Source organism: Streptomyces agglomeratus, assembly GCF_001746415.1.
In the GTDB taxonomy this organism is placed as follows: Bacteria; Actinomycetota; Actinomycetes; order Streptomycetales; family Streptomycetaceae; genus Streptomyces; species Streptomyces agglomeratus.
The window spans coordinates 340,764-365,292 of record NZ_MEHJ01000001.1 but is presented as its reverse complement, the minus strand read 5'-3'; the positions used below and the strand labels follow the sequence as shown (position 1 = coordinate 365,292).

Below are 24,529 nucleotides of genomic sequence, written 5' to 3'. Positions count from 1 at the left end.
TACCAGGGGAGCTACGGCGCGTCCGCGCATACGTGCATCTAAAGCGGACATCACCACGGCCGGTGGCGGCTTGGCCACCCGCGCCCCGCTTGGTTGCCGGATGGATCCTGCGCCGCCCCGAGGCCCTCACGGAGTCCGAACAGCTCCAGCTCAGGAACGTCTGCACCAACTGTCCCGAGATCGCAGCACTCACCCGCTACGTTCGGTTCGTCGCGACCATGCTGACCGAGCGCCAGGGCGAACGACTGCCGGACTGGCTTGACGCCGTCCGGCAGGACGACCTTCGCCGTCTCCACACTCTCACCGCCGGGCTGGAGCGCGACCGTGATGCCGTCATCGCCGGCTTGACCCTGCCCTGGAACTCGGGGGTCGTCGAAGGACATGTCAACAGGATCAAGATCCTCAAGCGCCAGATGTTCGGACGCGCAGGCTTCCAACTCCTACGGAAACGCGTTCTGCTGGCATGAGTCAAAGTGGGATGAGGCTGGCCGGATTCGAACCGGCGTCCTCCCACATGCGGTGAAGGCGCGACAACCGCTGCGCTACGAGCCTCATCCCGCCCGCGATCATACGAGCAACCCCGCACCCAGCGCTCTGAGATTTATCCAAGAGGGATGACTCAGCGCGACGACATCACAAACCTGAGCCAGAATCTGAGAACGGGCAGCAGATGTTCACCACTTCCGGAGGCACCAAGGATTCGAACGGTCGGTGACCTGAGACCGTGTATGACGGAGCGGTCAGTCCCACCAGTCGGTGCCGGTCTGCCAGCGGCGCACCCACTCCTCGAAGCCCCATGCCTGGTCGCCGGGCACCGGGATGGCGCCAACATCGGCGACCATCCACACCTCACCGCGGCGGGGACCAGTGGTCAGCAGATGGCGTGCTCGTGGATCTCCTTGGGGTCGCGAAAGCCCAATCCCGCAGGCGACCGCCCTCCTGACCTGGAGAATTGGCAGCCCCTGAATCCGTAGCCCCATTAGGTACCTACCAGGTACCATGGGGGTATGCCGTCCTTGAACATCACTTTCACCGACGAGGAACTCGAAGCGGTCCGCGCGGCTGCCGCCGCTGAGGGCAAGTCCCTCAAGCAGTTCGTCCACGACCTGCCCCTGCGCGAGCAGCAGCGCCTGCAGTTCGTCCGCTACGCCGTGTCCTGGAGCGAGACGCACCGCGACGAGTTCGACGAAGCCTTCCCCGACGAGATGCCCCCCCCCAACGCCCAGCGGGGAGCCGAAGCCGCCTGATGGTGCTCTACATCGACGTCCCCTGGCTCCTGGACGTCCAGGACCAAGCCGTCCCAGAAGACGTGAGCGTCGCCGACTACTCCGCCCTCGTCGCCGCCGTCGCCCGCCACAAGACCCGCATCCCCGCCCCGCCACCGCCGACCCCGACCCCGCCTGGCGCGCCGCCGCCCTGCTCCACACCCTCGTACGCCTCCAGCCGCTGCCGTACCGCAACAGTCTCTATGCCTGCCAGGTCACTGCCGCTTACATGCACGCCTCCGGCGAGGGCATCGATGCCCCGTACGGCGCCATGGTCGACCTGGTCCGGGACATTCAGGCCGGCAAGACCAGCGTCTACCAGGCAGCCGACCGCATCCGAACCTGGCGCATCTGACTACACCAAGCCGAGACACGCCCCGGGGCCACGCCTCGTCATGCCGTGACATCCCGGCCACCAGCCCGCCGCCTGCCCCTGAGCTTGGCGTTTATGGTCTGCCGTCGAACACGGCCTCGAACTTGCTGATGGGTTTGCCTGAGTTCCGGACGTAAGAGCGGCCTTCGCCTGATCCTGTGCTCCGTCACAGAGGCATGGGATCAACACGAAGGCCGTAGATATGAGTGTGCTGCAACACGGCGTCCCGCGGGATGCGTTTGCCGAACTGTCATGCTTCCGGACGGAGCTCTATGCCTGTCTGACCGGGCGGCGCGATGCGCTGTTCGAGCTGAGTGATGCCCTGCTGTGCGCGGATGGTCCGGTGAGGACGTTGGTCGAGCTGTCGTTGGAGCCTGAGCACCGGCGTGGGCATGGCGCCTTGTACGGCGGCCTGAACTGCGGGGATCTGGATGTGGCACGCCTGCGCAGGACGCTGGCAGGGCTGCCGCTTCCCCGCACGGCGTCGGGGCGGCTGGTCCTGGCGGTCGATGTGAGCAACTGGTTGCGGCCGGACGCGAATACCAGCCCGGACCGGATGTTCTGCCACACATACGGGCGAGGCAGAGGCTCGGCCCAGATGATCCCCGGTTGGCCCTACTCCTTCGTTGCCGCTGTGGAGCCGGGCCGGACCTCGTGGACGGCCGTGTTGGACGTGCTCCGGCTGCGGCCCTGGGACGACGCGATCGCCGTCACCGCCGGCCAGGTCCGAGAGGTGTTCCAGCGGTTGTATGTGGCAGGCCAGTGGCAGATCGGCGACCCGCCCGTCCTCGTCGTCTTTGATGCCGGCTACGACGTGACCCGCCTGGCCTTCCTGCTCGCGGACCTGCCCGTGGAGTTACTGGGCCGGATGCGTTCGGACCGAGTCCTGTACTTTCCGCCTACGCCCCAGCCGGCGGGCAAGCGCGGGCGTAAACCCAAGCACGGGGCAGAGTTCACCTTCGAGTACCCGGCCACCCTGCCGGTCCCGTCCATCACCACGGTGACCGACACCACTCACTACGGGCAGGCCGTCGCCACGGCGTGGGACCGCCTGCATCCACTGCTGACCCGGCGCTCGGCCTGGGCCGACCATCCCGGAGAGTTGCCGATCATCGAAGGCACCGTCATCCGTCTGCGGGTCGACCACCTTCGCGGCGACCGCCACCCCCGGCCGATCTGGCTGTGGTGGTCGGCCACCGATGCCACCGCCGGGGACGTGGACCGGCTCTGGCAGGCGTTCCTGCGCAGATTCGACCTGGAACACACCTTCAGGATGTTCAAGCAGACGCTGGGCTGGACGGCTCCCAAACTCCGCGAGCCGGCCGCCGCTGACCGTTGGACCTGGCTGGTCATCGCCGCCCACACCCAACTCCGCCTGGCCCGGCCCCTTGCCGAGGACCTTCGCAGACCCTGGGAGCGGCCCGCACGCCAAGGACGTCTCACCCCTGCACGGGTCCGCCGAGGATTTCGCCGCCTCCACGGCAAGGCCCCTCAACCGGCCGGTGCACCGAAACCCAGCACCGCAGGCCCAGGCCGACCAATCGGCACGAAGAACAAGCACCGTGCACGCGAACGCACCGTCGGGAAACAGGGCCAACCGGACCTCACGACAACCATCACAAGCAGCAGAGCTGGATAAACGTCAAGCTGAGGAACCGTGCAGTTCACCGTCCTGCCCGTCCGCAGCCCCCTGCCCCCTCGCGCCCGGGCGAGGCATGCCTGGTCACGGACGATTGGGACGACCATCACTTCAAGACGACCTGCCACCTGTACTGCCCCCAGGAAATGGGCAACTACCAATTCATCGGGCTCGTCAAAATTGGCCGGTCCGGTATGGCGGCACCCAGCCGGACACCTGGACCACCCCGCTTCGCCGCCCTGGACGCATAGGTCGTCTTCCATGTCCCCAGCGTGTCTGGGACGAAAAGCCGTTGCGGTTGCTGGGGTCTGGCACTGAGGGCGTTACTGGGGCTGTTGTGTCGTCGTCGGGATGTGACGGTTCATGATCCCTGCGGTAAGCCGGTGAGGCGAGGTCGGAGGGTGGGGGGCCTGGCCGCTGAGCGTCGGGCGTTTCGTGGGGGGATCCGGCTTCAGGCCAGGCAACAGTATGCGGAGGGTGAGAGGACCGCGCTGATCGTGAAGGACCTACGAGTGAGCGTGCGGTCGGTGAAACGCTGGCGCCGTGCCTGGCGCGAAGGCGGGATGGAGGGCTTGCGTTCCGCGGGTCCGGCGAACTCGCCGACCACCACCGACGCCCAGTTCGCCGTGCTGGAGGGAGGAACTCGGCAAAGGCCCGGCGACGAACGGCTTCCGAGACGAACGCTGGACCCTGGTTTGGGTTCAGACGGTGATCCGCCGTCGGCTGTCGAGTGAGCCTGACGGTGGCGACGGTAGCGGCTACTGAAACGGCACGGCTGGTGCTGGCAGCCGCCCGCAGATCCTGCTCCGGTCCCGCCTGATCGACAGCTGTCTCACCGCCACAAGCCTGACCATCAACCCGCCGACCCAACCTGAAAACCTCAGTAATGCGGTGCGTCAATCCGCCCCAGCAGCTTCACAGGTGGGTCAGCTGGGCCAAAGAGAGCCCGGTCGTGGCGACGGACCGCTTGTTTAGTCGTTCTGAGGTGCGCCATTTCCACCGGCGTGCCGACAAGGCCGACGCGCCTCAGGTCGGCCTCCGTCAGCCGAGCTTCGCCCTGTGAGAGGTGGTGCATCTCGCCGCAGGGTTCGTAACACGGGGACGAGAACTGGCCTCCTTGGTCGCCAGGCGAAGCCGAGCGGCCCTGTGCTCGGCGGGTAGCAGCTGCCTGATCTCTTCTGGTACCGGATCCGGCACATGTCGGCCTGGTGGTACTGGTGGAAGCTGATGTTGTGGTTCTCGGCCGGCAGGACCTTGATAGGGAAAGTGGTGTTGAACTGAACCATTCTGTTTGAGACGAGATGCAGCCACCACGCGCGCGAATCCGCGAGCTGTCGCATGCTGGAATGAGAACGATGCGTCGTCTCTGCGCCAGCCACTTGGGGGGACGATCCAGCGTGGCTCGTGACCGCTTGCAGTAAGGGGCTGCTCGCCGGTGGACGACCCGGTGCTGTATGAAGGCGATTTCCGCAAGCGTCTGGGGGCGGTCGGAAAACTGGCTGGTCCTCTGAGCCGGCCGACACACCCAAGTCATGGCTGGTTGCAGGCATCCGCCCTGTGGGTTGTTTCTCGGCTGCGGTTCAGCGTCTTGTTCAATTCGAGCAGAAGGATTGAACCATGCCTCGAATCATCGGACAGCCGGAAGGGAAGGACTGGCGGCACCGCTCGCGTTTTCCTCTCTTCCTGCGTCACCACGGCTCCCGGGCATGGCAGGCAGTCGTGCGCAGGGTCCACCTGCTACACATGCGCTATGCCGCCCGACGCCAAGTCCCTGCTCTCAGAATTTGGTGGAAGAAGTCGTCGGGGCGCGCCTTCTGGAGGTATCTGGCGTATGCGGGAGGAGTTCTCTTCCTGACCTGGTTCGCACTAGGTTTGTACGCCATCTTCAGCTACTCCGACAGTCCGCTAAAGGGTTGGTGTGAAGGTAAGGGCATGTCTTGCGGCATCGTCAGCGGCACCCTGAGCCCTTTGCTGAGCCTTGGATTTGCAACCGCAGTTTTCCTGCTCATTCCTTATCCGAAAGTCGCTCGAAAGGTGCGCAGGCACGCGAAGAGAGATCCTCGTTCTTTGGTTCCAACGGCCGGGACGATCCTCGAGGATGTCGTTGGGCGCCGGGAGCTTTGTCAGGTCATCATACGGTCGCTTTATGACCGTGCCATACGCCGTCCCTACCTCTTGGTGGGAAGTGTGGGTGCCGGAAAGACTGCCGTGCTCGTTCAACTCACTCAAATGCTGGCGGAAAAGGGTGCTGTACCCGTGCCAATTCGGCTTCGGGAAGTCGATCAGGACGGTTCACGGCTTGACTTCGCAGAAGCTGGTCGGAAGAGGTTCCGCGAGATGGTCGACTCCGACCTTCTCTCTGGTGGACACGGCGACCGGGTGTGGAGGCAGCTTGTCGCCGATGAGAGGGCCGTCGTCATCGCAGATGGACTTGAAGAGCTGTTCGTGCAGGGTACCCAGCAGAAGGAGCGCGATATCGCCATCCGTAAAGCGATTCGGAGAGCCAAACGACAGGGGCTTCCGCTCGTGATCGCCTCCCGGCCTCATCCGCCACTGGAAGAATCAGATGCGGCGATCATCGATCTTGAACCACTGAGCGAAGAAGCGGCGTTGGAGTACCTGTCGGAGAGCTCCCCCGAGCCGGACGAGCTCCGCCTGGACCGGATCGTCAAGACCGCGATGATCTCTGAAGCTCCGCTGTATCTGCAGATCACGCGGCGCTTGCGACAACACCATCGACTGGAATACTTGACCCACAGCAAAGAGTGGGAGGACTTGGACACCCGCAATGCCGATCGTGCAACACTTCGGCTCCGCCTTCTCGAAACTTGGAAGAACGCGCTGGTCAAGGGACACCTCTGCGAGGACTATGCGCTATCGTCCCAGCCCCGCGCGGCGACGGTCGAGGTTGTCTCAGCCTTGGCCTGCATCGGACTTCTCGAGGATAGCCTGGAAGTCGACTTCGGTCAGTTGATTGATCCGACCGATGGGACGGGAAACCGACCTGGGCGCAAGGACGTAACGCGCGGTACCCGCCTAAAATACCGCAGAATTCAGCAGCCAAAATCTACACAGCCCACACGGGAGAACAAGTTCCCCGAGATCTGGGATGCGCTCAAGCGACGTCTCAATGTTGGCTCCGAGGGCAATGACATTGCCATGCCCTACGGGGCCGCTACCTCTGACTGTCTTAACTACCTTTCCCTGTACGCCACTCAGGGTGAGAACTTGGGCCTGGTCGAGACGATCGGCGATCGGGTTCGATTCCAACACAGCCTCATCCAGACCTACCTCGGAGCTCGCTTCTTGAGTGAAGTTTCCGACAACCGCCTGGAGGCGGCGCTGCGCGAACCCAAGCCTGGCAGGGAACTGCTCATGGCTCTGGTCCTCAACTCACGGATGCCAAAACTGGATCAAAACTCGCCGATACCAAAATCGCATCGGATGAAGTCCATGGCACAACTGCTTCTCAGCATGACTGACTCACGCCGGGATGCCAAAGCATTCGACATTTACGCTGCCGCACTTGAGATCGACCGGATGGAGGAGGAATCCGACGGCGGCTCGCATGAAACCATCGCCAGCGCCGCTCTCAAGAACTGGAATAAAATCACTGTTGGCGATCAACGGTCGATCGACGAAGCAAAGGAAAACCTAGTCCACCGGTTCGGGGAAACAGCCCGAGCTATCGGCAAGGCAAGAGAAGACACCGATCCCGCCCACAGTGAGAAGCCGGCGTATGAGCAGCTCCTTGAGATTGTCCTCAGAGAGCCCATGTATCAGGTCAGGCTGGCAGTGGCCCAGGAATTCGGTGCGTCCGGTGACGTTGCGTTCGACGTGCTGCGAACTCGTTTCCCCTTGTTGGACGACGGGCGCCAGCATCCCGAGTACGACCCGCAGGATCAGTACGAGATACAATACGAAAAGGCAGTAATCGAGGAAAGTAAAGCGTTCGAGCGATTCAGGCGTGAAAATACCGAAAAGGGCAGTGTGATCTCCGCAAGGCACCGCGCACTTGAACACGAGTACCGTGAGAAAAAAATGCAATCCGCCGAGAATACATCGCACGGGCTTGGCTCGTACCCATGATGGTTGGCTCCGTCACAGACAAGTACAAGCGGCAGGCCAAGGAGAGAGTGGAGCTGTGGCTCAAGCACCTCGACCACAACAGGCCGGGAGCTGAGCGCGCAGAGCTTCCACTCATTCTGGAAATTGCCCTCGCTCAGGGCTTCAAGTTCGCGGCCAACCGGCGCCGGCGTCACCCGAACACCAATGAGGAAACCCGTGAGTTCATGGTGCAGCAGGCCGAGATCCTGCTCGCCCGTTCCCGCTACTGGTACTCCCAACTGACTATCATCCATGCGCTGTGCCTTTGGGAGCTGCCCGACAGTCCCGGGAGGTCCCCTACCGGCTACAGCGACACTCCGAGAGTGGACGCTTCACAGGCCGTCACTCGCTGGCTGGGCATTGCGGGCAGCAAACGTGACCCGAGGAGCCGCAAGCCGGGCGACTTTACCTCCGACGGAAGAGAACGACTACACCCCTTCGTAGCGGAGGCCGCCGAGCTCGCCGCGCTGGCCCTAGAGACCGGCCATCCAGAGCGGTACCTCTGGATCGATGAAAAGGGTGCCATGGACAGTGTCGGCTCCACACCCGCCAACCCCAGCGACTACCGCAAGCACAACCTCTGGATCCCTCCCTCGGTTGGCTGGAGCACCTTGCATCCGCGAGCGCAACAACTGCTCGCTGACGTGCTCTTGCTGCTCAACCTCGCGGAGCGGGACGGCGCCCCTGACGAGGTAGACGAACGCCTGGAGAGGGCGAACCGCACCGACCTGCCGCCGTGTCTTACCAAGGGCCGCGAACCGCTCCACCCGGACCGTACGGTGGGTATGGCCGACGACGCTCCGCCGGGCAGTACCTGCCTGCGGGACTGCCCCTTCGAGATGTGCCCATACCCGGCTAAGGGGCAGCAGCCACGCGCTGAACTGCAAGAGACTTTCTGCCGTCAGCAGCAGGCGCTGCTCCGGACGAAGCCGACGCGGCACCGCGCCCCGTGGCAGGACATGCCCCGCAAGGAACTCGTTCGCTTCTGGGGCACGATGGCACGGCGGTCGCGCACCCGCGCGGAGTGACCACCATGTGGAGCCATGCGCGCAACGAAGGCCCTTGTATCCCATGGCAGATGACAAGCCCCGGCCCCGCGCACGTCGGCTCGCGTGTCGGGGGAGCCGACGTGCCAGATCGCACGGCGCGACCACCACGCGATCGCGCGAGACAGACCGTCCCCATGCCGCCGGCGCCAAGTTCCCGCCGCTCCACGGCGTACACACCGATACGCCCAGGCCGTTCCACCTCGAATGCCATACGCTCTCCTCGCCGACCGCAAGCCGGGGGAGGTAGTGCCGGTGCGGCTGTCGCTCGCCACCTTTGATCCCGACCGGCACAGTCTTGAGCAATGGATCACAGCCCACCTGGTCGATGCCTACCGTCTGCGGCCCGCTGCGGCGACCGCATTACTGATCGTTTCAGAATGACGTTCGGAGTCGTCTCAAGCAGATGATGCTGGAGGCGAGTTGGAGTGGTGCGAGGTGGAGGTCGGCGCGTATGGCACAGGACCCGACGTAGCTATCCCGAGGCAGCGTGAGTGAACGCGGCTGCCGGCAGTTCTGCCTCCGTCTCCTCCCAGGGGAGGTAGATGCCGAGCTCGCCCTCCAGGAACCGCAGGAACGCCACATCGCCCAACTCGTCATCGCGGTGAACGAAGCCGAGCGCCACCTCGGCTGGGGCGCCGTTCGTAAGGTGTGGCAGGCCGGGCTCGAACGACGTCACGGCCTCGCCGTGGAGGCCATGGTCGACGCGGCTGAAGCCCTTCGCGTTGCGATGCACGGCAAACGCCCGTCCCCGCTCGGACAGCGCCGCGATGTAGGTCCCGGTACGGCAGCCGAATTCCTCCAGCGCGTATGCCCAGCCCGCCACCGAACCCGCTCGGACGATGGTGCCCGGTGGGGCGGGCAGGAAGCCCCCGCTTGTCAGTCGGGCCACCGCCGCTGTGTCCTCCCAGTCCAGGAAGTCCAGGTCACTGATGTGGTCCTCTTCGTCCCTGAGCAGCAGTTCGTACGCCGCGAAGCGGGTCAGCGGGACAATGTGGCGCTCCTCGGCTCCAACGCTGCGCAGCAGCTCGTACGGCGAGATCCCCTCGCTGAGCGTGAGCGTGAAGCTGGTGCTGTAGGTGTGCGCTATCCAGCACAGCCCGTTCTCCCCAGGTCCTCGGTTCATCAAGCCGCCCTCTGCGAAGTAATCCGCCACGATGACGGCCTCGCGAACAGAACCTAGCGCTCAGTCTCGCCAAGTAAAACGCTCACCGTCACCTATAGCGCTCAGTCACAACGACCTGTCACACACGGCTTGCGGTGCCGTCGACTGGCCCTGTTCGAATTTGGTAAGTGGGGGAGGGGTGGAGGTGAGCTGTGGGTACTGGAGTGCACCTCCACGTCGCCAGCGGCTACTCCGCCCGCTGCGGCGCCTCGCATCCGTATGCTCTCGTGGCCCGGGCGGCCGAGCGTGGCATCCGTACGCTGCGCTCACCGACCGTGACACCGTCACTGGTGTGGTGAGGTTCGCGAAGGCTGCCATGGCCGCCGGTGTGCGTCCCGTCTTCGGGGTCGACCTGGCTGTCGCCGCCCACGCACCGACGACTGTTGGCCCCCGGCGCCGGACCCCAGTACGTGGTGGGGCTTACGTCGAGAAGGGGGTGCGGGACCGATCGGGTGAACTGCCCGGGCGGATGGTGGTCCGCCTGAATGACGATCCCTGCACGGCCGCAAAGCGGCCATGGAGGCTCTCAGCGCCGGGCCACCCCACGTGGTATCACGTCAAGGTGGCGACGGTGGACCGCCGCAGTCCCGACGGACGTCGATGCCGAGGAGTTGATGCCCATGTCGGCCGAGGGTTCCGTCGATGCACCGCAGGGGACGCCGCCGGACCCCTGCGCCCTGGTCAGGAATCGCGGCTACATCGGGCTTCTGGTCATGGCGGCGGTTCTCGGAGTGCCGATCTCCGCAGCCGCGTACGGCTTCCTCGCTCTGGTCAACGAGCTCCAGCCCTGGATCTACGCCGACCTGCCCAAGGCCCTGGGCTTCCAGGCAACCCCTCCCTGGTGGCCCCTGCCGCTGCTCGGCGTCGCAGGCCTGCTGGTCGGAGCGACCATCCGTTATCTTCCGGGAATTGGCGGCCACAAGCCCGCCGAGGGGCTGTCGACGACCGGCGCGCCGAAGTCGCGCGACCTTCCCGGCATCTTCGTCGCCGCCGTCGCCACGCTGGCCCTGGGTGCCGTCCTCGGTCCCGAGGCACCACTCGTCGCCCTCGGCAGCGGCACAACCGTCTGGCTCGTACGCCTGCTCAAGCCGGACCTGCCGGAGCGGGCCGGGGCCGTGGTCGGCGCCGCCGGAAGCTTCGCCGCGGTCAGCACCCTGCTCGGGTCACCCATCACCGGGGCGTTCCTTCTCATGGAGGCATCAGGAATCGGCGGGCCGATGCTCGGAGTCGTACTGGTACCGGGCCTGCTCGCCGCCGGCATCGGCTCGCTCGTCTTCATCGGCCTGGACAGTTGGACCGGTCTCGGTACGTACTCCCTTGCAATTCAGGACGTGCCGCACGCCAACACGCCCACCGGTGCCGAGTTCGGCTGGGCAATTGTCATCGGACTCGCGGCGGCCCTCCTCGGCACGGGCATCCGACGACTCGCCCTGCTGCTTCAACCGCGAGTCGAACGGCGCCTGATCCCCGCCACCGTGCTGGTGGGCCTGGTGATCGCCGGGCTGGCCATCGCCTACGCCGAAGGCACTGGAAAGGGCGCGACCGAGGTGCTGTACTCGGGGCAGACCGCTCTGGGCCCGGTGCTCGCGAACAGCGCCGACTACACCGTCGGCACCTTGACGCTTCTCGTCGCCTGCAAGGGGCTTGCGTACTGCGCCTCACTGAGCGCCTTCCGAGGCGGCCCGATCTTTCCGGCGATGTTCCTGGGGGCGGCGGGCGGGATCGCGCTGTCCCACCTTCCGGGGCTGGAGCTCACCCCCGCGGTCGCGATGGGGATCGGAGGCATGTCTGTGGCCATGCTCAGGCTCCCGCTGACCTCGGTGCTGCTGGCCACCCTGCTGCTGGGGTGGCAAGGTATCACCGTCATGCCGCTCGTGATCGTCACGGTGGTGGTCACCTATGTGGTGGTGATCAGGCTCAGCCCGGATCCGACCGACAGGTTCAAGACCGGGGCACGAGAAGACCCCACGTAGGCATGACGGGCTGGCAAGCAGGCCTCAACCGCTGGAACGATGAGGGCACCCAGGATGAGGTGTACTCAGCTCCCGGCCTCTGCCAGCCGTGTTCTGGCTCCTTTGGGGACCTTGCGGCCGAGTCGGGCGGCTTGGCCGGAGAGCATCCGCTTCCGGGATTCCACGGCCGGGACCGAGCTGGTGCGCCGAGGGACTGGCAGACCCGGCAGGCCAGTTGCCGCGGGCACCGGGCCGAGATCGCCAAGCTGCCACAACATCAGATCCCGGTGCTGGCTCACGGCCTGATCCGATGCGCCAGAGTGGCTCTGGTACTCAATTATGACCACGAGCGGGACTACCAACCCCCGCTGAGCAGCCAAGTGTACGGGCGGGCCCCGGCGTCATCACTGTTCCGTCTCAACGATTTCCCGATGCCGCTTGTCAACCCGTCCGAGCGTGCGTGGTTGGGGCCGCAGCGGTGCGTCGGCGGCTGAGCGCTGGCGTCGCGTAACTCCTGGGCCATCTGAAGTTTTCGCTTACCACTGTGATGGCCTGACAGCGCCCGCCATAACCCTGGCCGCACCACCGGCCGATGCCGTGCCCGTCCGAAACGCTCTGTCGCAGACACCTCCGGGCGGACCCAAGCGGCATGGGCAGGCCAGTCCGGAAGTGCCGCCCGACTTCCGCCGTGGCAGCCTGGATATGGAGTCTCCGACCAGGTTGCCCGATCCGGCGACGAGGTCTTCTCGGAGGAGCCCGAATGGGCTGATTCGCCGCCGCCGGCCCGGCTACGCGCGGGACCGGCGGCGCAGCACCGACCGAGAGAGATCGCCACCTTCAAGGAGCCAGCTCCCCGGAGACTGCACGAGGAGATCCTGCAACGCCTCCACGACGCCGGCCTGCTCGACCTGTCCCCCGCGCGGTCCTCGACTCCGTCCACGCGAGGGCGAAAGGGGGGCGAACTTACAGGTCGACCGCACTGTCATACAGGCATAACGCGTATCGAAGAGGCATCCTGGATTAGGATCCCGAGGCACAAGAGGAAGCGGCGCTGCGCGCGGTGAAACTGCGCCTGCACCAGCGCTTCGACAACTCCCTCGGCGTGAACGCGGTTGACCGCGCGAGGGAGACGGCGCGGCGTCGCTTCGACGCGAGCCCCATTCGCTTGTTTATCCCGATCCCCGTCGAACGCCAGGCAACCGGCACTCCGCGCAACCCAGCGCTCTATGGCCACGACGACGCCGGAAAGCTGACTGACGGCGATCACGACATCGGCCCACCGCTGCCCGAGCGGCCCCAGGGCACTCGCGCTCCGCGTGGCAGGGCAACAACCTGGTTTGGCCCGTCCGCTCACCCGCAACCAGGCCCGGCCGGTCCTCTGCACTCTGCTCCGTACCGAAGTGAACATCGTTGATCAGTCTCCCATCGCATCGGCCGGGCGCCCACCTGTTCGAAAGCGCCGAGTGAGCCCTCCGAGTTTTCCGCTCGCATGACCGAATCCCGAGTCTCGTGGGTGAACTCTGTACAACTCCCACGCACGTCGCATCACAACCCGGCGCCTGGGCATGGGAGTTGGAGCGTCCCGGTCACAGTCGACATGCGATGGCCGGCCCGTGCCGGTGGATTCTTCAAGCCGGAGCATCGAGATCCTCGCAGGCGCTCCCCAACTGGAGCGTTCTTCCCCATTTCCCAGCGACAGCCCCCGTCAAGGGGGTTGGCGTTGCGGGCTCGCCTGCCTAACGTATGAGCAGAACATGAGCCCAACTCACATTTAGGATCTACGTGATCACCCACCACGCCGAAGCCCGCCTGTGGCTGCTGAGCACGCCCGGCACCTCCTACGCCTTCCAGCTGGATGCCGACGACGTCCCCCGGCACGTGCACTGGGGCCGGCCGCTGACCCTGGATCAGGTCGCCGCGATCGCGGCCAGCCTGCCCGCCGAGGACCCCGGCGGCGACGACCCCGGCGGCGAGGAGTACGTGGTGGAGGGCGGCCTACGGTTCGGGGCGCCGTCACTGACCATCCGGTTCGACGATGGCGTGCGCGGCTTCGAGTGGCGGTTCGTCTCGCACACGGCCCACAACGGCCTGCTCACGCTCTCTTTCACCGACCGCGTCCGCTCCCTCGGTCTCGAACTGCACTACCGGATCCGGGACGGCCATGACCAGATCGAGCGCTGGGCCGTCCTCACCGCGGACGAGCCGGTGGACGTCCTGCGGTTCGACTCCGCCGCCTGGACGCTGCCCGCCCGCCACGACTACCGGGTCAGCCACGTGGTGGGGGAATGGGGCCGGGAGTTTCAACTCCAGCGCGACCGGGTGCCCGTCGGGGAGACTGTGTTCACCAGCCGCCTCGGCATCACTGGACAGCACGACGGACCCTGGCTGATGCTCGACGCGCAGGACGCCGCCGAGGAGCACGGCGAGGTCTGGAGCACTGCTCTGGCCTGGAGCGGCAGCCGCCGCATCACCCTGCGCCGCGACCCCTACGGCCGCGCCTCCTGGACCGGCGGGTTCGGCCACGAGGGGCTGGTCTGGAAGCTGCTCCCCGGCGGGTGTCTGGAGACCCCCGTCTTCGCCGGTCTTTACGCCCCCGACGGCTTCGGCGGCACCAGCCGCCGCTGGCACGCCTACGTCGAAGGCCAGGTGCTGCCCGCCCGTCCGGCCGAACGCCCGCTGATCTACAACTCGTGGGAGGCGACCGAGTTCGACGTCACCGAGAAGCAGCAGACCGAACTGGCCGAGCTGGCCGCGGGGCTCGGCGTCGAGGTCTTCGTGGTGGACGACGCCTGGTTCGGCGCCCGCACCAGCGACATGGCCGGGCTCGGCGACTGGTGGCCCAACCCCGACCGCTTCCCGGACGGCCTGGGCCCGCTCGCCGACCACGTCCGCGCGCTGGGCATGGGCTTCGGCCTGTGGGTTGAGCCCGAGGCGGTCAACCCCGACAGTGACCTCTTCCGTGCGCACCCTGACTGGATCCTCCGCCAGGATGGCCGTACCCGCACGCAGCGTCGCAACCAGCACGTGCTGAACTTTGCCCGCCGCGACGTCCGCGAATGGGCGGTCGAATGGCTGGTCAGGACCGTCACCGAGCTGGACGTCGCGTTCCTCAAATGGGACATGAACCGGCCCTTCAGCGAGGCAGGGCAGCCTGGGGCCGCCGACCCCGACCGGGTCTGGATCGAGCACACGCGCGGCGTCTACGAGGTGATGGACCGGCTGCGCGCCGCGCGTCCCGGCCTGTACCTGGAGGCGTGCGCGGGCGGTGGCGGCCGGGCCGACCTGGGCGTGCTAGCCCGCGCCGACCAGGTCTGGACGTCCGACAACACCGACGCCGCCGACCGGGTCGCGATCCAGCACGGCTACTGCCAGCTGCTGCCCGCCCGGACCATGGGCGCCTGGGTCACCGACAGCCCGAACAGCTTCAGCGCCCGCCCGACCTCGATCCGGTACCGCTTCCATGTCTCGATGGCCGGGGCGATGGGCATCGGCGGCGACCTGCGGAACTGGAGCGAGGAGGATCTGGCCTGGGCCCGGATGCTGGTCGAGCAGTACAAGCGGATCCGGCTAGTGGTGCACGGCGGCGTCCTGCACCGCCTGGGACACGACGCCGTGCAGTACCTCACCGAGGACGAGGTCGTCGTCTTCCAGTTCCAGCCGTCCGCGCTGACCCGCTCGGTCGCCCGCACTCGGTTGAAGGGTCTCGACCCCGACGCCCGTTACCAGGACGAGGCCACCGGCGCCGTCCACGAGGGCGCCGTCCTGCTCAGCCACGGCCTCCCGCCGCTGCTGCCCTTCGACTGGACGAGCGAGCTCGTCCACCTCAAGAGAGTGCCCCGATGAGCCTCGCCCCCGTACAGCCCGAGGCCCTCGCCGAGCCCACCCGCAAGGTCGGCTCCGGCTGGCTCACCCTGTACGTCCTGGCCAACGCTGGGCTGTTCATCCCGATGCAGGTGCCGACCACGTTCCTGATGCCCGAACAGATCGCCCAGATCGACCCGGCGGGGAAGATCGGCAGCTACGCCTGGGTCAGCATGATGGGCGCGATCTCGGGGATCGTCATCGCGCCGCTGGCCGGTGCGCTCTGCGACCGCACCACCGGCCGTTTCGGCCGCCGCCGGCCGTGGATGATCGCGGGCTCGCTGGTCTGCATGGCAGCTCTGGTCTTCACCGGCATCCAGACGACGGTCGCCGGGGTCGCGCTCGGCACTCTCTTGCTGTCCGCCACCTTCATGATCACCGGCGCCGGGCTCGCCCCTGTGGTGCCCGACCGGGTTCCGGTCGGGCAACGCGGCGTGGTGCTGGGCTGGGCCACTGTCCCGCAGGCCGGCGGCATGATCGCGGGCGGGCTGCTGCTCGGTCTTGTCGCGGGCTTCTCCGCGCAGTATGTGCTGATGGCCGCGTTCCCGCTGCTGATCGTGGTGTTCGCGGTCACCATGAAGGACCCGCCGCTTCCCCGCGACCACCGCGAGCCGTTCTCACTGCGTACGTTTCTGGACGGCTACCGGATCAGCCCGCGCGAGCATCCCGACTTCGTCTGGGCGATGAGTTCGCGGTTCATCATGGGGCTGGGTTACGGCCTGGGCACGCTCTACATGCCGTACTTCCTGGACGACGTCCTGCACTACGAGCAGTTGTTCCCCGGCGAGTCCACCGAGGACGGTCTGCTCATCGTGATCGGAGTCAACTGCCTGGCCACGATCTCGACGGTCGTCCTCAGCGGCTGGCTCTCCGACAAGTTGGGCAAGCGCCGCATGCTGGTCTTCCTCGGCGGCATCACGATGGCCGTCGCCGCGATTCCGCTCGCGCTGGCGCCCACGTGGCCCATGACGCTGGTCTCAGCCGTCATCCTGGGCCTGGGCTACGGCGTGTACCTGGCCGTCGACACCGCCCTGGTCACCGAGGTGCTCCCCACCTCGGCGAATCGCGGCAAGGACATGGCCCTGGCCAACCTGATGGCTTCCCTGCCGTACGTGCTGGTTCCTCCGATCGCCTCGGTCGTGCTCGGCGATCTGGGGGGCTACCGCTCGTTGTTCCTCTGCTCTGCGGCCATGTCCGCGTTGGGCGCGGTGCTGGTGTGGAACGTCAGAAGTGTCCGTTAGCGCGCTCGGCGACTTGTCGCCAGTGACCGGATTCGATCGTTGAGGTAGCTGTTCAGGACCCGTTTGCACTCAGCGATCAGCTGGGGGTCGCCGTGCGGATCGGTACGGAATGCAAGCTTCAGCACGCTGTCCGCGCACTCCAGGGCCACCCGGATGGCGAGCTCCAGTTCGGCGTCGTCCTCAACGCCGGACAGGGACGCGGTCAGTGAGCGCAGCCGTCCGGCGACCGCCGTGTTGTTGTCCAGGGCCGGATCGAGGGTGTGGTCCCGGCCCACCGCGCCGAAGTCGACCACGCCGAAACCGCTGATCGTCCGACGCATGGCGACGAACTCCTCGACGGCCACGTCGATGACGCCCGAGATTTCTTCGGGCTCCTCGCGCTCCAACCGGGCCGCGACCCGCTCCAGGAAGGCCTCCAAGTTGCGGGCGGCCAGCGCGCCGATCAGCCCCTCCCGGTCGGAGAAGAACTGGTACAGGGTCCCGATGGGCACCTCGGCCCTGCGGGCCACCTCCTTGGTGGTCAGCGCGGCATAGCCGACCTCGTCCAGGAGTTCGGCGCAGGCGTCCAGCAACCGTTCGAAACGTTCGGCGCTGCGCTTCTGGACGGGCAGGCGGCGCAGCGACCCCGCGGTGCGATCTTGGTTCACGGTTCCATCATCGCATCCATCAAGCTAACATGAGCCACACTCACATTTTAGGGGGTTACGCATGACGCTGGGCCATCTGCCGGCCGACTTCGTCTGGGGCGTCTCGACGGCGTCCTACCAGATCGAGGGCGCCACCAAGGAGGACGGCCGTGGACCGTCGGTATGGGACACCTTCACCGCCCGCCCCGGGACGGTCCGCGACGGACACACGGGCGATGTGGCCTGCGACCACTACCACCGGTACGAGGAGGACTTGGGGCTGATGGCCGAGGCGGGCCTCACCGGCTACCGCTTCTCCATCGCCTGGCCCAGAATCCAGCCGACCGGCAAGGGCGAGGTCAACCTCCAGGGCCTGGACTTCTACGACCGGCTGGTCGACGGCCTGCTCGCACGCGGCGTCGAACCCGTCCCGACACTGTTCCACTGGGACCTCCCGCAGGGCCTCGAGGACGAAGGCGGCTGGCTGAGCCGCGACACCGCGTACCGCTTCGCCGAGTACGCCGCCGTCATGGCCGGCAGGCTGGGCGACCGCGTCCAGAAATGGATCACACTCAACGAGCCGTTCATCCACATGGTCTGGGGCTACGCCCTCGGCACCCACGCGCCGGGCCGCACCCTGTTCCTGGACTGCCTGCCAGTCGCCCACCACCAACTGCTCGGCCACGGCCTGGCGCTGAGGGAGCTGCGGGCACGCGGCCTCAAGGTGCTGATCGCGAACAACTGCACCCCGGTCTGGCCCGCCTCGGACGCCCCCGACGACCGCGCCGCCGCGCAGGCCTATGACACCCTCCACAACCGCCTGTTCAACGACCCGATCCAGACGGGCGCCTACCCGGACCTGTCGGCCTACGGCGCGGACGCCACCCTCGGCGGCTCGGTCCAGGATGGCGATCTCGAACTGATCTCGGCCCCACTGGACGCGCTCGGCATCAACTACTACAACCCGACCCGTATCCAGGCTCCGACGTCCGAGGGCCTGCCGTTCGAAGAGGCCCCCATCGAGGGCTACCGCCGCACCGCCTTCGACTGGCCCGTCGTCCCCGACGGCCTACGGGAACTGCTGGTCGGCCTCAAGGAGCGCTACCCGGCACTCCCGCCGGTTTACATCACGGAGAACGGCTGCTCGGTCGAGGACGTCGTCACCGCGGACGGCACCGTTCCCGACCTCGACCGGATCGACTACTTGGACACCCACCTCCAGGCCGTCGACACAGCGGTGGCCCAAGGCGTGGACGTCCGCGGCTACTTCACCTGGACCCTGATGGACAACTTCGAATGGGCTGAAGGCTTCCACCAGCGCTTCGGCCTCGTCCACGTCGACCACGACACCCAGGTCCGCACCCCGAAGGCGTCCTTCGCCTGGTACCGCGACCTCATCCGCGCTCAGCGCGGCTGGGCCGCCCGCCGGGCTCGTACAGAGACCTGACCCTGGAGCGGTCCTACCCATTTCCCAACGATGGCCCCCGTCAAGGGGGTTGGCGTTGCGAGCTCATCTGCCTAACGTATATGCGGAACATGAGCCCACCTCACATCTAAGGATCTGTGTGATGACCATGGTTCAACCTCCGCGCCGCAGGCTCAGATCCCTCACGATGGTGTCACTGCTCCTCACCGTTATGGCCCTGGTACTCGGTCCGATGCCCAGCTCCGCAGCGGAGCCCGACTGGTGGACCCCGACCGCGCGGCCCGCGCCCGACTCACAGATCAACGTCACGGGCGAGCCCTTCAAGGGCACCGACGCGCAGGGGCGCGTGAGGGGCTTCGTCGACGCCCACGACCACATCATGTCCAACGAGGGCTTCGGCGGGCGGCTGATCTGCGGCAAGCCGTTCTCGGAACAGGGCGTCGCCGACGCGCTGAAGGACTGCCCCGAGCACTACCCTGACGGCACGGGCGCCATCTTCGACTTCATCACCAAGGGCGGCGACGGCAAGCACGACCCCAACGGGTGGCCGACCTTCAAGGACTGGCCCGCCCACGACTCGCTGACCCACCAGCAGAACTACTACGCCTGGGTCGAGCGGGCATGGCGCGGCGGCCAGCGGATACTCGTCAACGACCTCGTCACCAACGGCGTGATCTGCTCGGTCTACCCCTTCAAGGACCGCAGCTGCGACGAGATGACCGCCATCCGCCTGGAGGCGAAGAAGACGTACGACATGCAGGCCTACATCGACAAGATGTACGGCGGCCCGGGCAAGGGCTGGTTCAGGATCGTCACCGACAGCGCGCAGGCCCGTGACGTCGTCGAACAGGGCAAGCTGGCCGTCGTCCTGGGCGTCGAAACCTCCGAGCCCTTCGGCTGCAAGCAGATCCTGGACGTCGCGCAATGCGGCAAGGAGGACATCGACCGCGGCCTGGACGAGCTGCACGAGCTGGGCGTGCGCAGCATGTTCCTGTGCCACAAGTTCGACAACGCCCTGTGCGGGGTGCGCTTCGACTCCGGCGCCCTCGGTACGGCCATCAACGTGGGCCAGTTCCTGTCGACCGGCACCTTCTGGAAGACGGAGACCTGCCGCGGGCCGCAGCACGACAACCCCATCGGCAACGCGGTGGCGGCGGAGGCGGAGAAGAAGCTGCCGGAGAGGGTGGCCGTACCCTCGTACGCCTCGGACGCGCAGTGCAACACCCGCGGGCTGACCGACCTGGGTGATTACGCAGTGCGCGGCATGATGAAACGCAAGATGATGCTGGAGATCGACCACATGAGCGTCAAGGCCGCGGGGCAGGCCTTCGACATCCTCGAGTCCGAGTCGTATCCGGGCGTGATCTCCTCGCACAGCTGGATGGACCTGGGCTGGACCGAGCGGCTCTACAAGCTCGGTGGTTTCGCCGCCCAGTACATGAGCGGCTCGGAGGCGTTCAGCGCCGAGGCCAAACGCACGGACGCCCTGCGCGAGAAGTACAAGGTCGGTTACGGCTACGGCACCGACATGAACGGGGTCGGCGGCTGGCCGGGCCCGCGGGGCGGGGACACTCCGAACCCGGTGAAGTATCCGTTCCGCAGCACGGACGGCGGCTCGGTGATCGACAAACAGACCACCGGCGAGCGCACTTGGGACTTCAACACCAATGGCGCGGCGCACTACGGCATGGTCCCGGACTGGATCGAGGACATCCGGATCGTCGGCGGCCAGGACGTCGTGGACGACCTCTTCCAGGGCGCCGAGTCCTACCTCCGCACCTGGGGGAACTCCGAGCGCCACAAGTCCGGGGTGAACCTGGCCTCGGGCGCGACCGCCTCGGCGTCCACGTCGGAGTGGTGGAACCCCTTCGTCAGCTTCTCGCCCGGCCGGGCCGTGGACGGCGAGAAGGGCACCCGCTGGGCCAGCGAGTGGAACAACGACCAGTGGCTGCGGATCGACCTCGGATCCGCGAACCTGGTCAAGCGCGCCACCCTCGACTGGGAGGCCGCGTACGGGAAGTCGTACCGCGTCGAGCTGTCGGCCGACGGCACGAACTGGCAGACGGCCTGGTCCACGACGACTGGTGACGGCGGCCTGGACACGGCACGGTTCGCCGGAACTCCGGCGCGCTACATACGGATCCAGGGACTGGAGCGCGGCACCAAGTGGGGCTACTCACTCAGCGAGGTCGGCGTCTACAGCGACTGACGGCACCGGTGGGCCGGTCATGTGGTGGTCGATGTGGAAGTACTCGAAGAACGCCCGGGTATGCACCGCGCCGGCATAGAACAACAGCGCCGCAGCGAGCGACAAGAGCGTCGCCAAATCGGCGGTGTAACCGGCGGCCGGATGCTGGGCAGTGGGCGGCTCTGTGCCACGAGGTCCGGAATCGCGCCGCAAGATCCGCCTGCGACGTTGCCGGGCACCGGCACGCCGCAGACGCCGTTCGCCCTCCGGCATGGACGCTTGGGCGCGGGGAGTGGGAAAGGAGCGAGCGTCGTTCATGATGTCGGCGTCGGCGTTGGCTCTGCCGCCTTCCGTTCGCACATCATGCGCCGCGCATCCCGGGCCGGCACGGAGGGCGAGTCGTCGTTTTGTGCCCCGGCGCACGACACCAGGCCGGTACGCGCCAACTGTGGGTGGTATGCGCCTTCGCCTACTCGGTCGGCCTGGGCGACTCTGGAACGTCTTGTCGCTGCGTCGGGTGGGGGCACCGTGCTGGGAGTGGAGTGCGGCAGCCGCGCTCGGTCCGGGTTTCATCAGTTTCCAGTCGTCGGCTCCAGTGCGCTGAGCGGAGAGTCATTGTGCATGCCGAATCCGCCCATCCTCCTGCTCTCGCCTCGTTGCCATGTTCCCGCCGGGCGGGTTCGGGTGTGGGAATGGAGGCCGACCGGGTCTGCCGGGACCTGGTGAGCCGGCTCGCGGCGCAGGTGACGCAGGACGGCTGTGTGCCGGGGCCGTGCGCGAGCCGGGTTCTGGAGTCGGCGCTGCCACTGACGCTGCTGCGCCGTGAGGGACAGCACGCCGGCGTGCAGGAGAGGCTCGAGGGGTTCTTGTCACGGGATACCGGTGGTGGCAGGACGCGTTTCGACTCGGCACTCAGCGATGGGGTACTGACGGGCCGGCAGGCCGACGCGGACTGGGTGCACGCGGAGCTCCTTGCCGACTTCGACCACTTCACCTTTGCCCGGAAGCGGTTGTTTTTCGATGTGTGTCTCGCGGTCGTCGGAGCGATCGACTTCGATGCGGGGATGCGGCCGGAGCGCATCGACAGCGGGAACCGGGCACCGTGGGTGCAGATGATCATGCTGGCGTTGAAGGTGACGATCGCCCACGGACTGCGGCGGCCTGAGGCTGTCACCGCCGCCGACCACGAACGGCTGGTGACGCTCCTGCGTGAAGGCCAGCGCCGCAGCGTGTGGGAGAACCACGTCACAGCGCACCTGCTGGCGCTCCTAGCCGTCAGCGCCTTCGCACCCCGCAGTGCCGACGTCGCCAAGGGCTTGCGTCTGCTGGTGGAGTGCGTGAACCCGGACGGCGGCCTGCCCAGTATCGCGAACCTGTCCGTGTTCTGCACCGGCGTAGCGGGTCTTGCCCTGGCCAGGGCGGGAGCCGATCGCCAGGTGACCGTGCGCATGGGCGACTACCTTGCGGCGATGCAGGGCCCGGACGGCGGCTGGCCGTTCGGCGAGAACATGATGCAGAGTGACGTGGACACCACCTCCTACGCCCTCGCCTTCCTCGCCTCACTCGATACCGGGCGCTACGCCAAACCCCTCCAGCGGGCTGGGAGCTACCTGTCTGCGGTCGCGGGCCAGGACGGGGGCTTTCCCACCTACGTGGCGGGGGACCCGTCCGAGGTGGGAATGACCGGCGGGGCCGCCAGCGCCTTGGGCTGGGCCGGGGACGCACATGCCGGTCTGCTGGAGAACGCCGCGCGCTACCTGCTCGGGGCGCAGAAGCCTGATGGCACGTTCGAGCGCAGCTGGACGTTGAGCGAGGCGAACACCATCTGGCGGGCCATGTGGGCCCTGCACTCGCTGCCCCCTTCCCGCCTGCCGCAGCTGCGTGCCGGTCGCGAACAGGCGGTTGCTCGCTCGTGGGGCTTCTTCGATCTGGCGCAGAACGATGACGGAGGCTGGGGCTACCGTCCCGGGGATGCGAGTGACACCACCAGTACCGCCTACTCGCTGCTTGCCCTGTCCGCGATGGGGCGGCCCGCCGGGGCGGACGTCACCGCACGCCGCGGCGTCTTCCACCTTCTGGCCCGCCAGGAGGCCGATGGAGGATTCACCGCCCTGCCCGACCAGGTCGCCCCCCGGCCGCTGCTCTTCGACGCACCCGTCTTCGCTGACATCTGGGCACTGCTCGCGCTCGGCGCCTGTAACGAGAGCTGGCGCTGGTGACCAAGGCCGACGACTGCCACACCGGGCACCGTAGCCATGCCACGGATCGGACGACCGGCCGTGGGGCACCGCAGGGTGCTCTTCCGTTCCCGCCGCCGGGACGGCCACCAGCCACGCCTAGGGCCGGGTAGGAGATGAGCCGCTGTGAGGCTCGCTCGCATGGGCTGGTCCCCGACCCCGGCGAGTGTGCGCGGCCGGTCAGGATGCGCCTGGGAACCTGGGCGGGATACGTCCATCCGCTCGGTACCGCAAGCCTGCGCCGGATCAGACCGGCTCCCGGGCCGAGGCGCAGGGCATGGCCCACGCGATGCTTCACAGCCACCTGCGTCACTTCCACGCCGCCGCACGCCTGAGCCCGCCTGCGTCAGCGGCGCCCCGCATCTCGCTGTCAGTGAAAGGGAACCGATGATCGAGCCGACCCGGGCCCCAGGGCTGCTCACGCACGACTTCGGGATCCTTGTTCCCGACCGGATCCACCCGCGAGCCGAGCCCGTCGGCAACCGCCTGGCCGCGTGGGCTATGCGGGTGGGCCTGACCACCAGCGCCGCTGAGGACACACGCCTGCGCCGTTCAGCATTTCACCTGGTGGCCGCCCGCTTCCTGCCCGACGAAGCCGAGGCGGACGTCGAACTCTTCGCCCAATGGGTCGTCTGGCTCTTCCACCTCGACGACGAGCAGGACGAAGGCGCTATGGGCCGCTCACCCCAGAGCGTGCACGCCACCTACACCGCTGTCACGGCCGTCATCCAAGGGCGGCCCACGCCTGCCACAGGTTCGCCCGCGGTCAGGGCCCTGGCCGACCTGTGGCCCCGCACCACCGCCCGGATGTCCCCGGCGTGGCACGAGCGGATCCTGGGCCACGTCCACCGGCACCGCGACGCCTTCCTCACTCAGGTCACCCACCGGCAGGCTGGCACCTTCCCCACCCCGGAGGAGTATCCGAGCCTGCGCCGGGACGCCAACGGCATGTTCATGTACGACCTCGTCGAAGTCGCCTGCCGCACCGAAATCCCCCCGCACCTGGCCGGCAGCGCGGACTGGAACGAACTGTGCGCGGCTTCCAGCGACATCACCGCCTGGTGCAACGACGTCGTCTCCCTGCCCCGCGAACGGGCCAACAACGAACCCACCAACTACGTCACCGTCCTGCGCCACGCCCAAGGCTGCACCGAGCAGAAAGCCGTCGAGCAGGTCCGCGCACACATCACCCGGCGATTGCAGGACCTCCGCGAAACCGAGCGCGCTGTCCTCACCGCGGCACACCAGGAAGACCACGCCTCGGACCGGCTTCATCGCGTCGTGGGCATCATCGGTGACATGCCAGGCACTCACCTCGGCTGGATGCTCGCTTCCGGTCGCTACCTATAGCTGCAGACTGTGACCCCCCGGTGTGGCGGCAGGCCGGGAAACCGGCTGTCGCC

General features: G+C 67.0%; 17 protein-coding genes, 1 tRNA gene and 3 pseudogenes. 17 read left to right on the top strand and 4 right to left on the bottom strand.

The window, feature by feature from the left end; all coding sequences use genetic code 11:
• Window positions 1–89: 89 nt before the first annotated feature.
• The gene (locus tag AS594_RS43760; RefSeq protein ID WP_167367964.1) at window positions 90–467 is read left to right on the top strand and encodes a transposase; all 378 of its coding nucleotides are present in this window, start codon (window positions 90–92) and stop codon (window positions 465–467) included.
• Between the two features lie 12 nt (window positions 468–479).
• On the opposite strand, the gene AS594_RS01335 is transcribed toward AS594_RS43760, so the two are convergent.
• Window positions 480–553, bottom strand: a tRNA-Ala gene (locus AS594_RS01335).
• A gap of 454 nt (window positions 554–1,007) precedes the next feature.
• On the opposite strand from AS594_RS01335, the gene AS594_RS01330 reads away from it, so the two are divergent.
• The 7 genes and pseudogenes from AS594_RS01330 (at window position 1,008) to AS594_RS47170 (ending at window position 8,814) form a co-directional block, all read left to right on the top strand.
• On the top strand, window positions 1,008–1,247 hold the full coding sequence (locus AS594_RS01330) for a hypothetical protein (protein ID WP_069934916.1): 240 nt from the start codon (window positions 1,008–1,010) through the stop codon (window positions 1,245–1,247).
• Window positions 1,247–1,620 (top strand): annotated as a pseudogene (locus AS594_RS01325) (toxin Doc). Before AS594_RS01330 ends, AS594_RS01325 begins: the two are co-directional and overlap by 1 nt.
• Before the next feature lie 220 nt (window positions 1,621–1,840).
• Window positions 1,841–3,277: an NF041680 family putative transposase gene (locus AS594_RS01320; protein WP_069774663.1), complete on the top strand. Its 1,437-nt coding sequence runs from the start codon at window positions 1,841–1,843 to the stop codon at window positions 3,275–3,277.
• Window positions 3,278–3,678: 401 nt separating this feature from the next.
• A pseudogene (locus tag AS594_RS47845) lies at window positions 3,679–4,074 on the top strand (helix-turn-helix domain-containing protein); the annotation flags it as partial.
• Window positions 4,075–4,894: 820 nt separating this feature from the next.
• On the top strand, window positions 4,895–7,366 hold the full coding sequence (locus AS594_RS40590) for an NACHT domain-containing protein (RefSeq protein WP_079148367.1): 2,472 nt from the start codon (window positions 4,895–4,897) through the stop codon (window positions 7,364–7,366).
• Window positions 7,363–8,412, top strand: a complete 1,050-nt coding sequence (locus tag AS594_RS44380; protein ID WP_069933638.1) for a hypothetical protein — start codon at window positions 7,363–7,365, stop codon at window positions 8,410–8,412. The genes AS594_RS40590 and AS594_RS44380 overlap by 4 nt, the downstream gene beginning before the upstream one ends.
• A gap of 273 nt (window positions 8,413–8,685) precedes the next feature.
• Window positions 8,686–8,814 carry a hypothetical protein gene (locus AS594_RS47170; RefSeq protein WP_256097015.1) on the top strand — a complete coding sequence of 43 codons (129 nt, stop codon included), beginning with the start codon at window positions 8,686–8,688 and terminating at the stop codon, window positions 8,812–8,814.
• Window positions 8,815–8,905: 91 nt separating this feature from the next.
• On the opposite strand, the gene AS594_RS01300 is transcribed toward AS594_RS47170, so the two are convergent.
• Entirely contained in the window at window positions 8,906–9,556 is a 651-nt protein-coding gene (locus tag AS594_RS01300; protein WP_069934023.1) for a DUF6461 domain-containing protein, read from the bottom strand.
• 191 nt (window positions 9,557–9,747) lie between these two features.
• Between AS594_RS01300 and AS594_RS40575 the strand changes: the two are divergent.
• The 5 genes and pseudogenes from AS594_RS40575 to AS594_RS01285 all read left to right on the top strand — a co-directional run.
• Window positions 9,748–10,022: pseudogene (locus AS594_RS40575) on the top strand (PHP domain-containing protein); the annotation flags it as partial.
• Between the two features lie 193 nt (window positions 10,023–10,215).
• Entirely contained in the window at window positions 10,216–11,568 is a 1,353-nt protein-coding gene (locus AS594_RS01295; RefSeq protein ID WP_338120128.1) for a chloride channel protein, read from the top strand.
• A 1,030-nt stretch (window positions 11,569–12,598) separates the two neighbouring features.
• The gene (locus AS594_RS47840; protein ID WP_369522872.1) at window positions 12,599–12,961 is read left to right on the top strand and encodes a three-helix bundle dimerization domain-containing protein; all 363 of its coding nucleotides are present in this window, start codon (window positions 12,599–12,601) and stop codon (window positions 12,959–12,961) included.
• A 362-nt stretch (window positions 12,962–13,323) separates the two neighbouring features.
• Window positions 13,324–15,390 (top strand): alpha-galactosidase, encoded by a 2,067-nt coding sequence (locus tag AS594_RS01290; RefSeq protein WP_069925241.1) that lies wholly within the window; start codon window positions 13,324–13,326, stop codon window positions 15,388–15,390.
• The gene (locus AS594_RS01285) at window positions 15,387–16,649 is read left to right on the top strand and encodes an MFS transporter (protein WP_069925240.1); all 1,263 of its coding nucleotides are present in this window, start codon (window positions 15,387–15,389) and stop codon (window positions 16,647–16,649) included. The genes AS594_RS01290 and AS594_RS01285 overlap by 4 nt, the downstream gene beginning before the upstream one ends.
• Here AS594_RS01285 and AS594_RS01280 read toward each other — a convergent pair.
• The gene (locus AS594_RS01280; protein WP_069925239.1) at window positions 16,646–17,296 is read right to left on the bottom strand and encodes a TetR/AcrR family transcriptional regulator; all 651 of its coding nucleotides are present in this window, start codon (window positions 17,294–17,296) and stop codon (window positions 16,646–16,648) included. The genes AS594_RS01285 and AS594_RS01280 overlap by 4 nt on opposite strands.
• A gap of 61 nt (window positions 17,297–17,357) precedes the next feature.
• On the opposite strand from AS594_RS01280, the gene AS594_RS01275 reads away from it, so the two are divergent.
• A complete protein-coding gene (locus AS594_RS01275; protein WP_069925238.1) occupies window positions 17,358–18,722 on the top strand; it encodes a GH1 family beta-glucosidase in 1,365 nt (454 codons plus the stop codon).
• A 121-nt stretch (window positions 18,723–18,843) separates the two neighbouring features.
• Complete coding sequence (locus tag AS594_RS01270) at window positions 18,844–20,910, top strand: galactose-binding domain-containing protein (protein ID WP_240508887.1); 2,067 nt, start codon at window positions 18,844–18,846, stop codon at window positions 20,908–20,910.
• On the opposite strand, the gene AS594_RS45330 is transcribed toward AS594_RS01270, so the two are convergent.
• Window positions 20,878–21,027 carry a hypothetical protein gene (locus AS594_RS45330; RefSeq protein ID WP_176743498.1) on the bottom strand — a complete coding sequence of 50 codons (150 nt, stop codon included), beginning with the start codon at window positions 21,025–21,027 and terminating at the stop codon, window positions 20,878–20,880. The two genes, AS594_RS01270 and AS594_RS45330, sit on opposite strands and share 33 nt — an antisense overlap.
• A gap of 554 nt (window positions 21,028–21,581) precedes the next feature.
• Between AS594_RS45330 and AS594_RS01265 the strand changes: the two genes are divergently transcribed.
• Both AS594_RS01265 and AS594_RS01260 read left to right on the top strand, forming a co-directional pair.
• Window positions 21,582–23,108, top strand: a complete 1,527-nt coding sequence (locus tag AS594_RS01265; protein ID WP_069934913.1) for a prenyltransferase/squalene oxidase repeat-containing protein — start codon at window positions 21,582–21,584, stop codon at window positions 23,106–23,108.
• Window positions 23,109–23,513: 405 nt separating this feature from the next.
• Window positions 23,514–24,476 carry a terpene synthase family protein gene (locus tag AS594_RS01260; RefSeq protein ID WP_069925235.1) on the top strand — a complete coding sequence of 321 codons (963 nt, stop codon included), beginning with the start codon at window positions 23,514–23,516 and terminating at the stop codon, window positions 24,474–24,476.
• The last annotated feature ends 53 nt before the right edge of the window (window positions 24,477–24,529 follow it).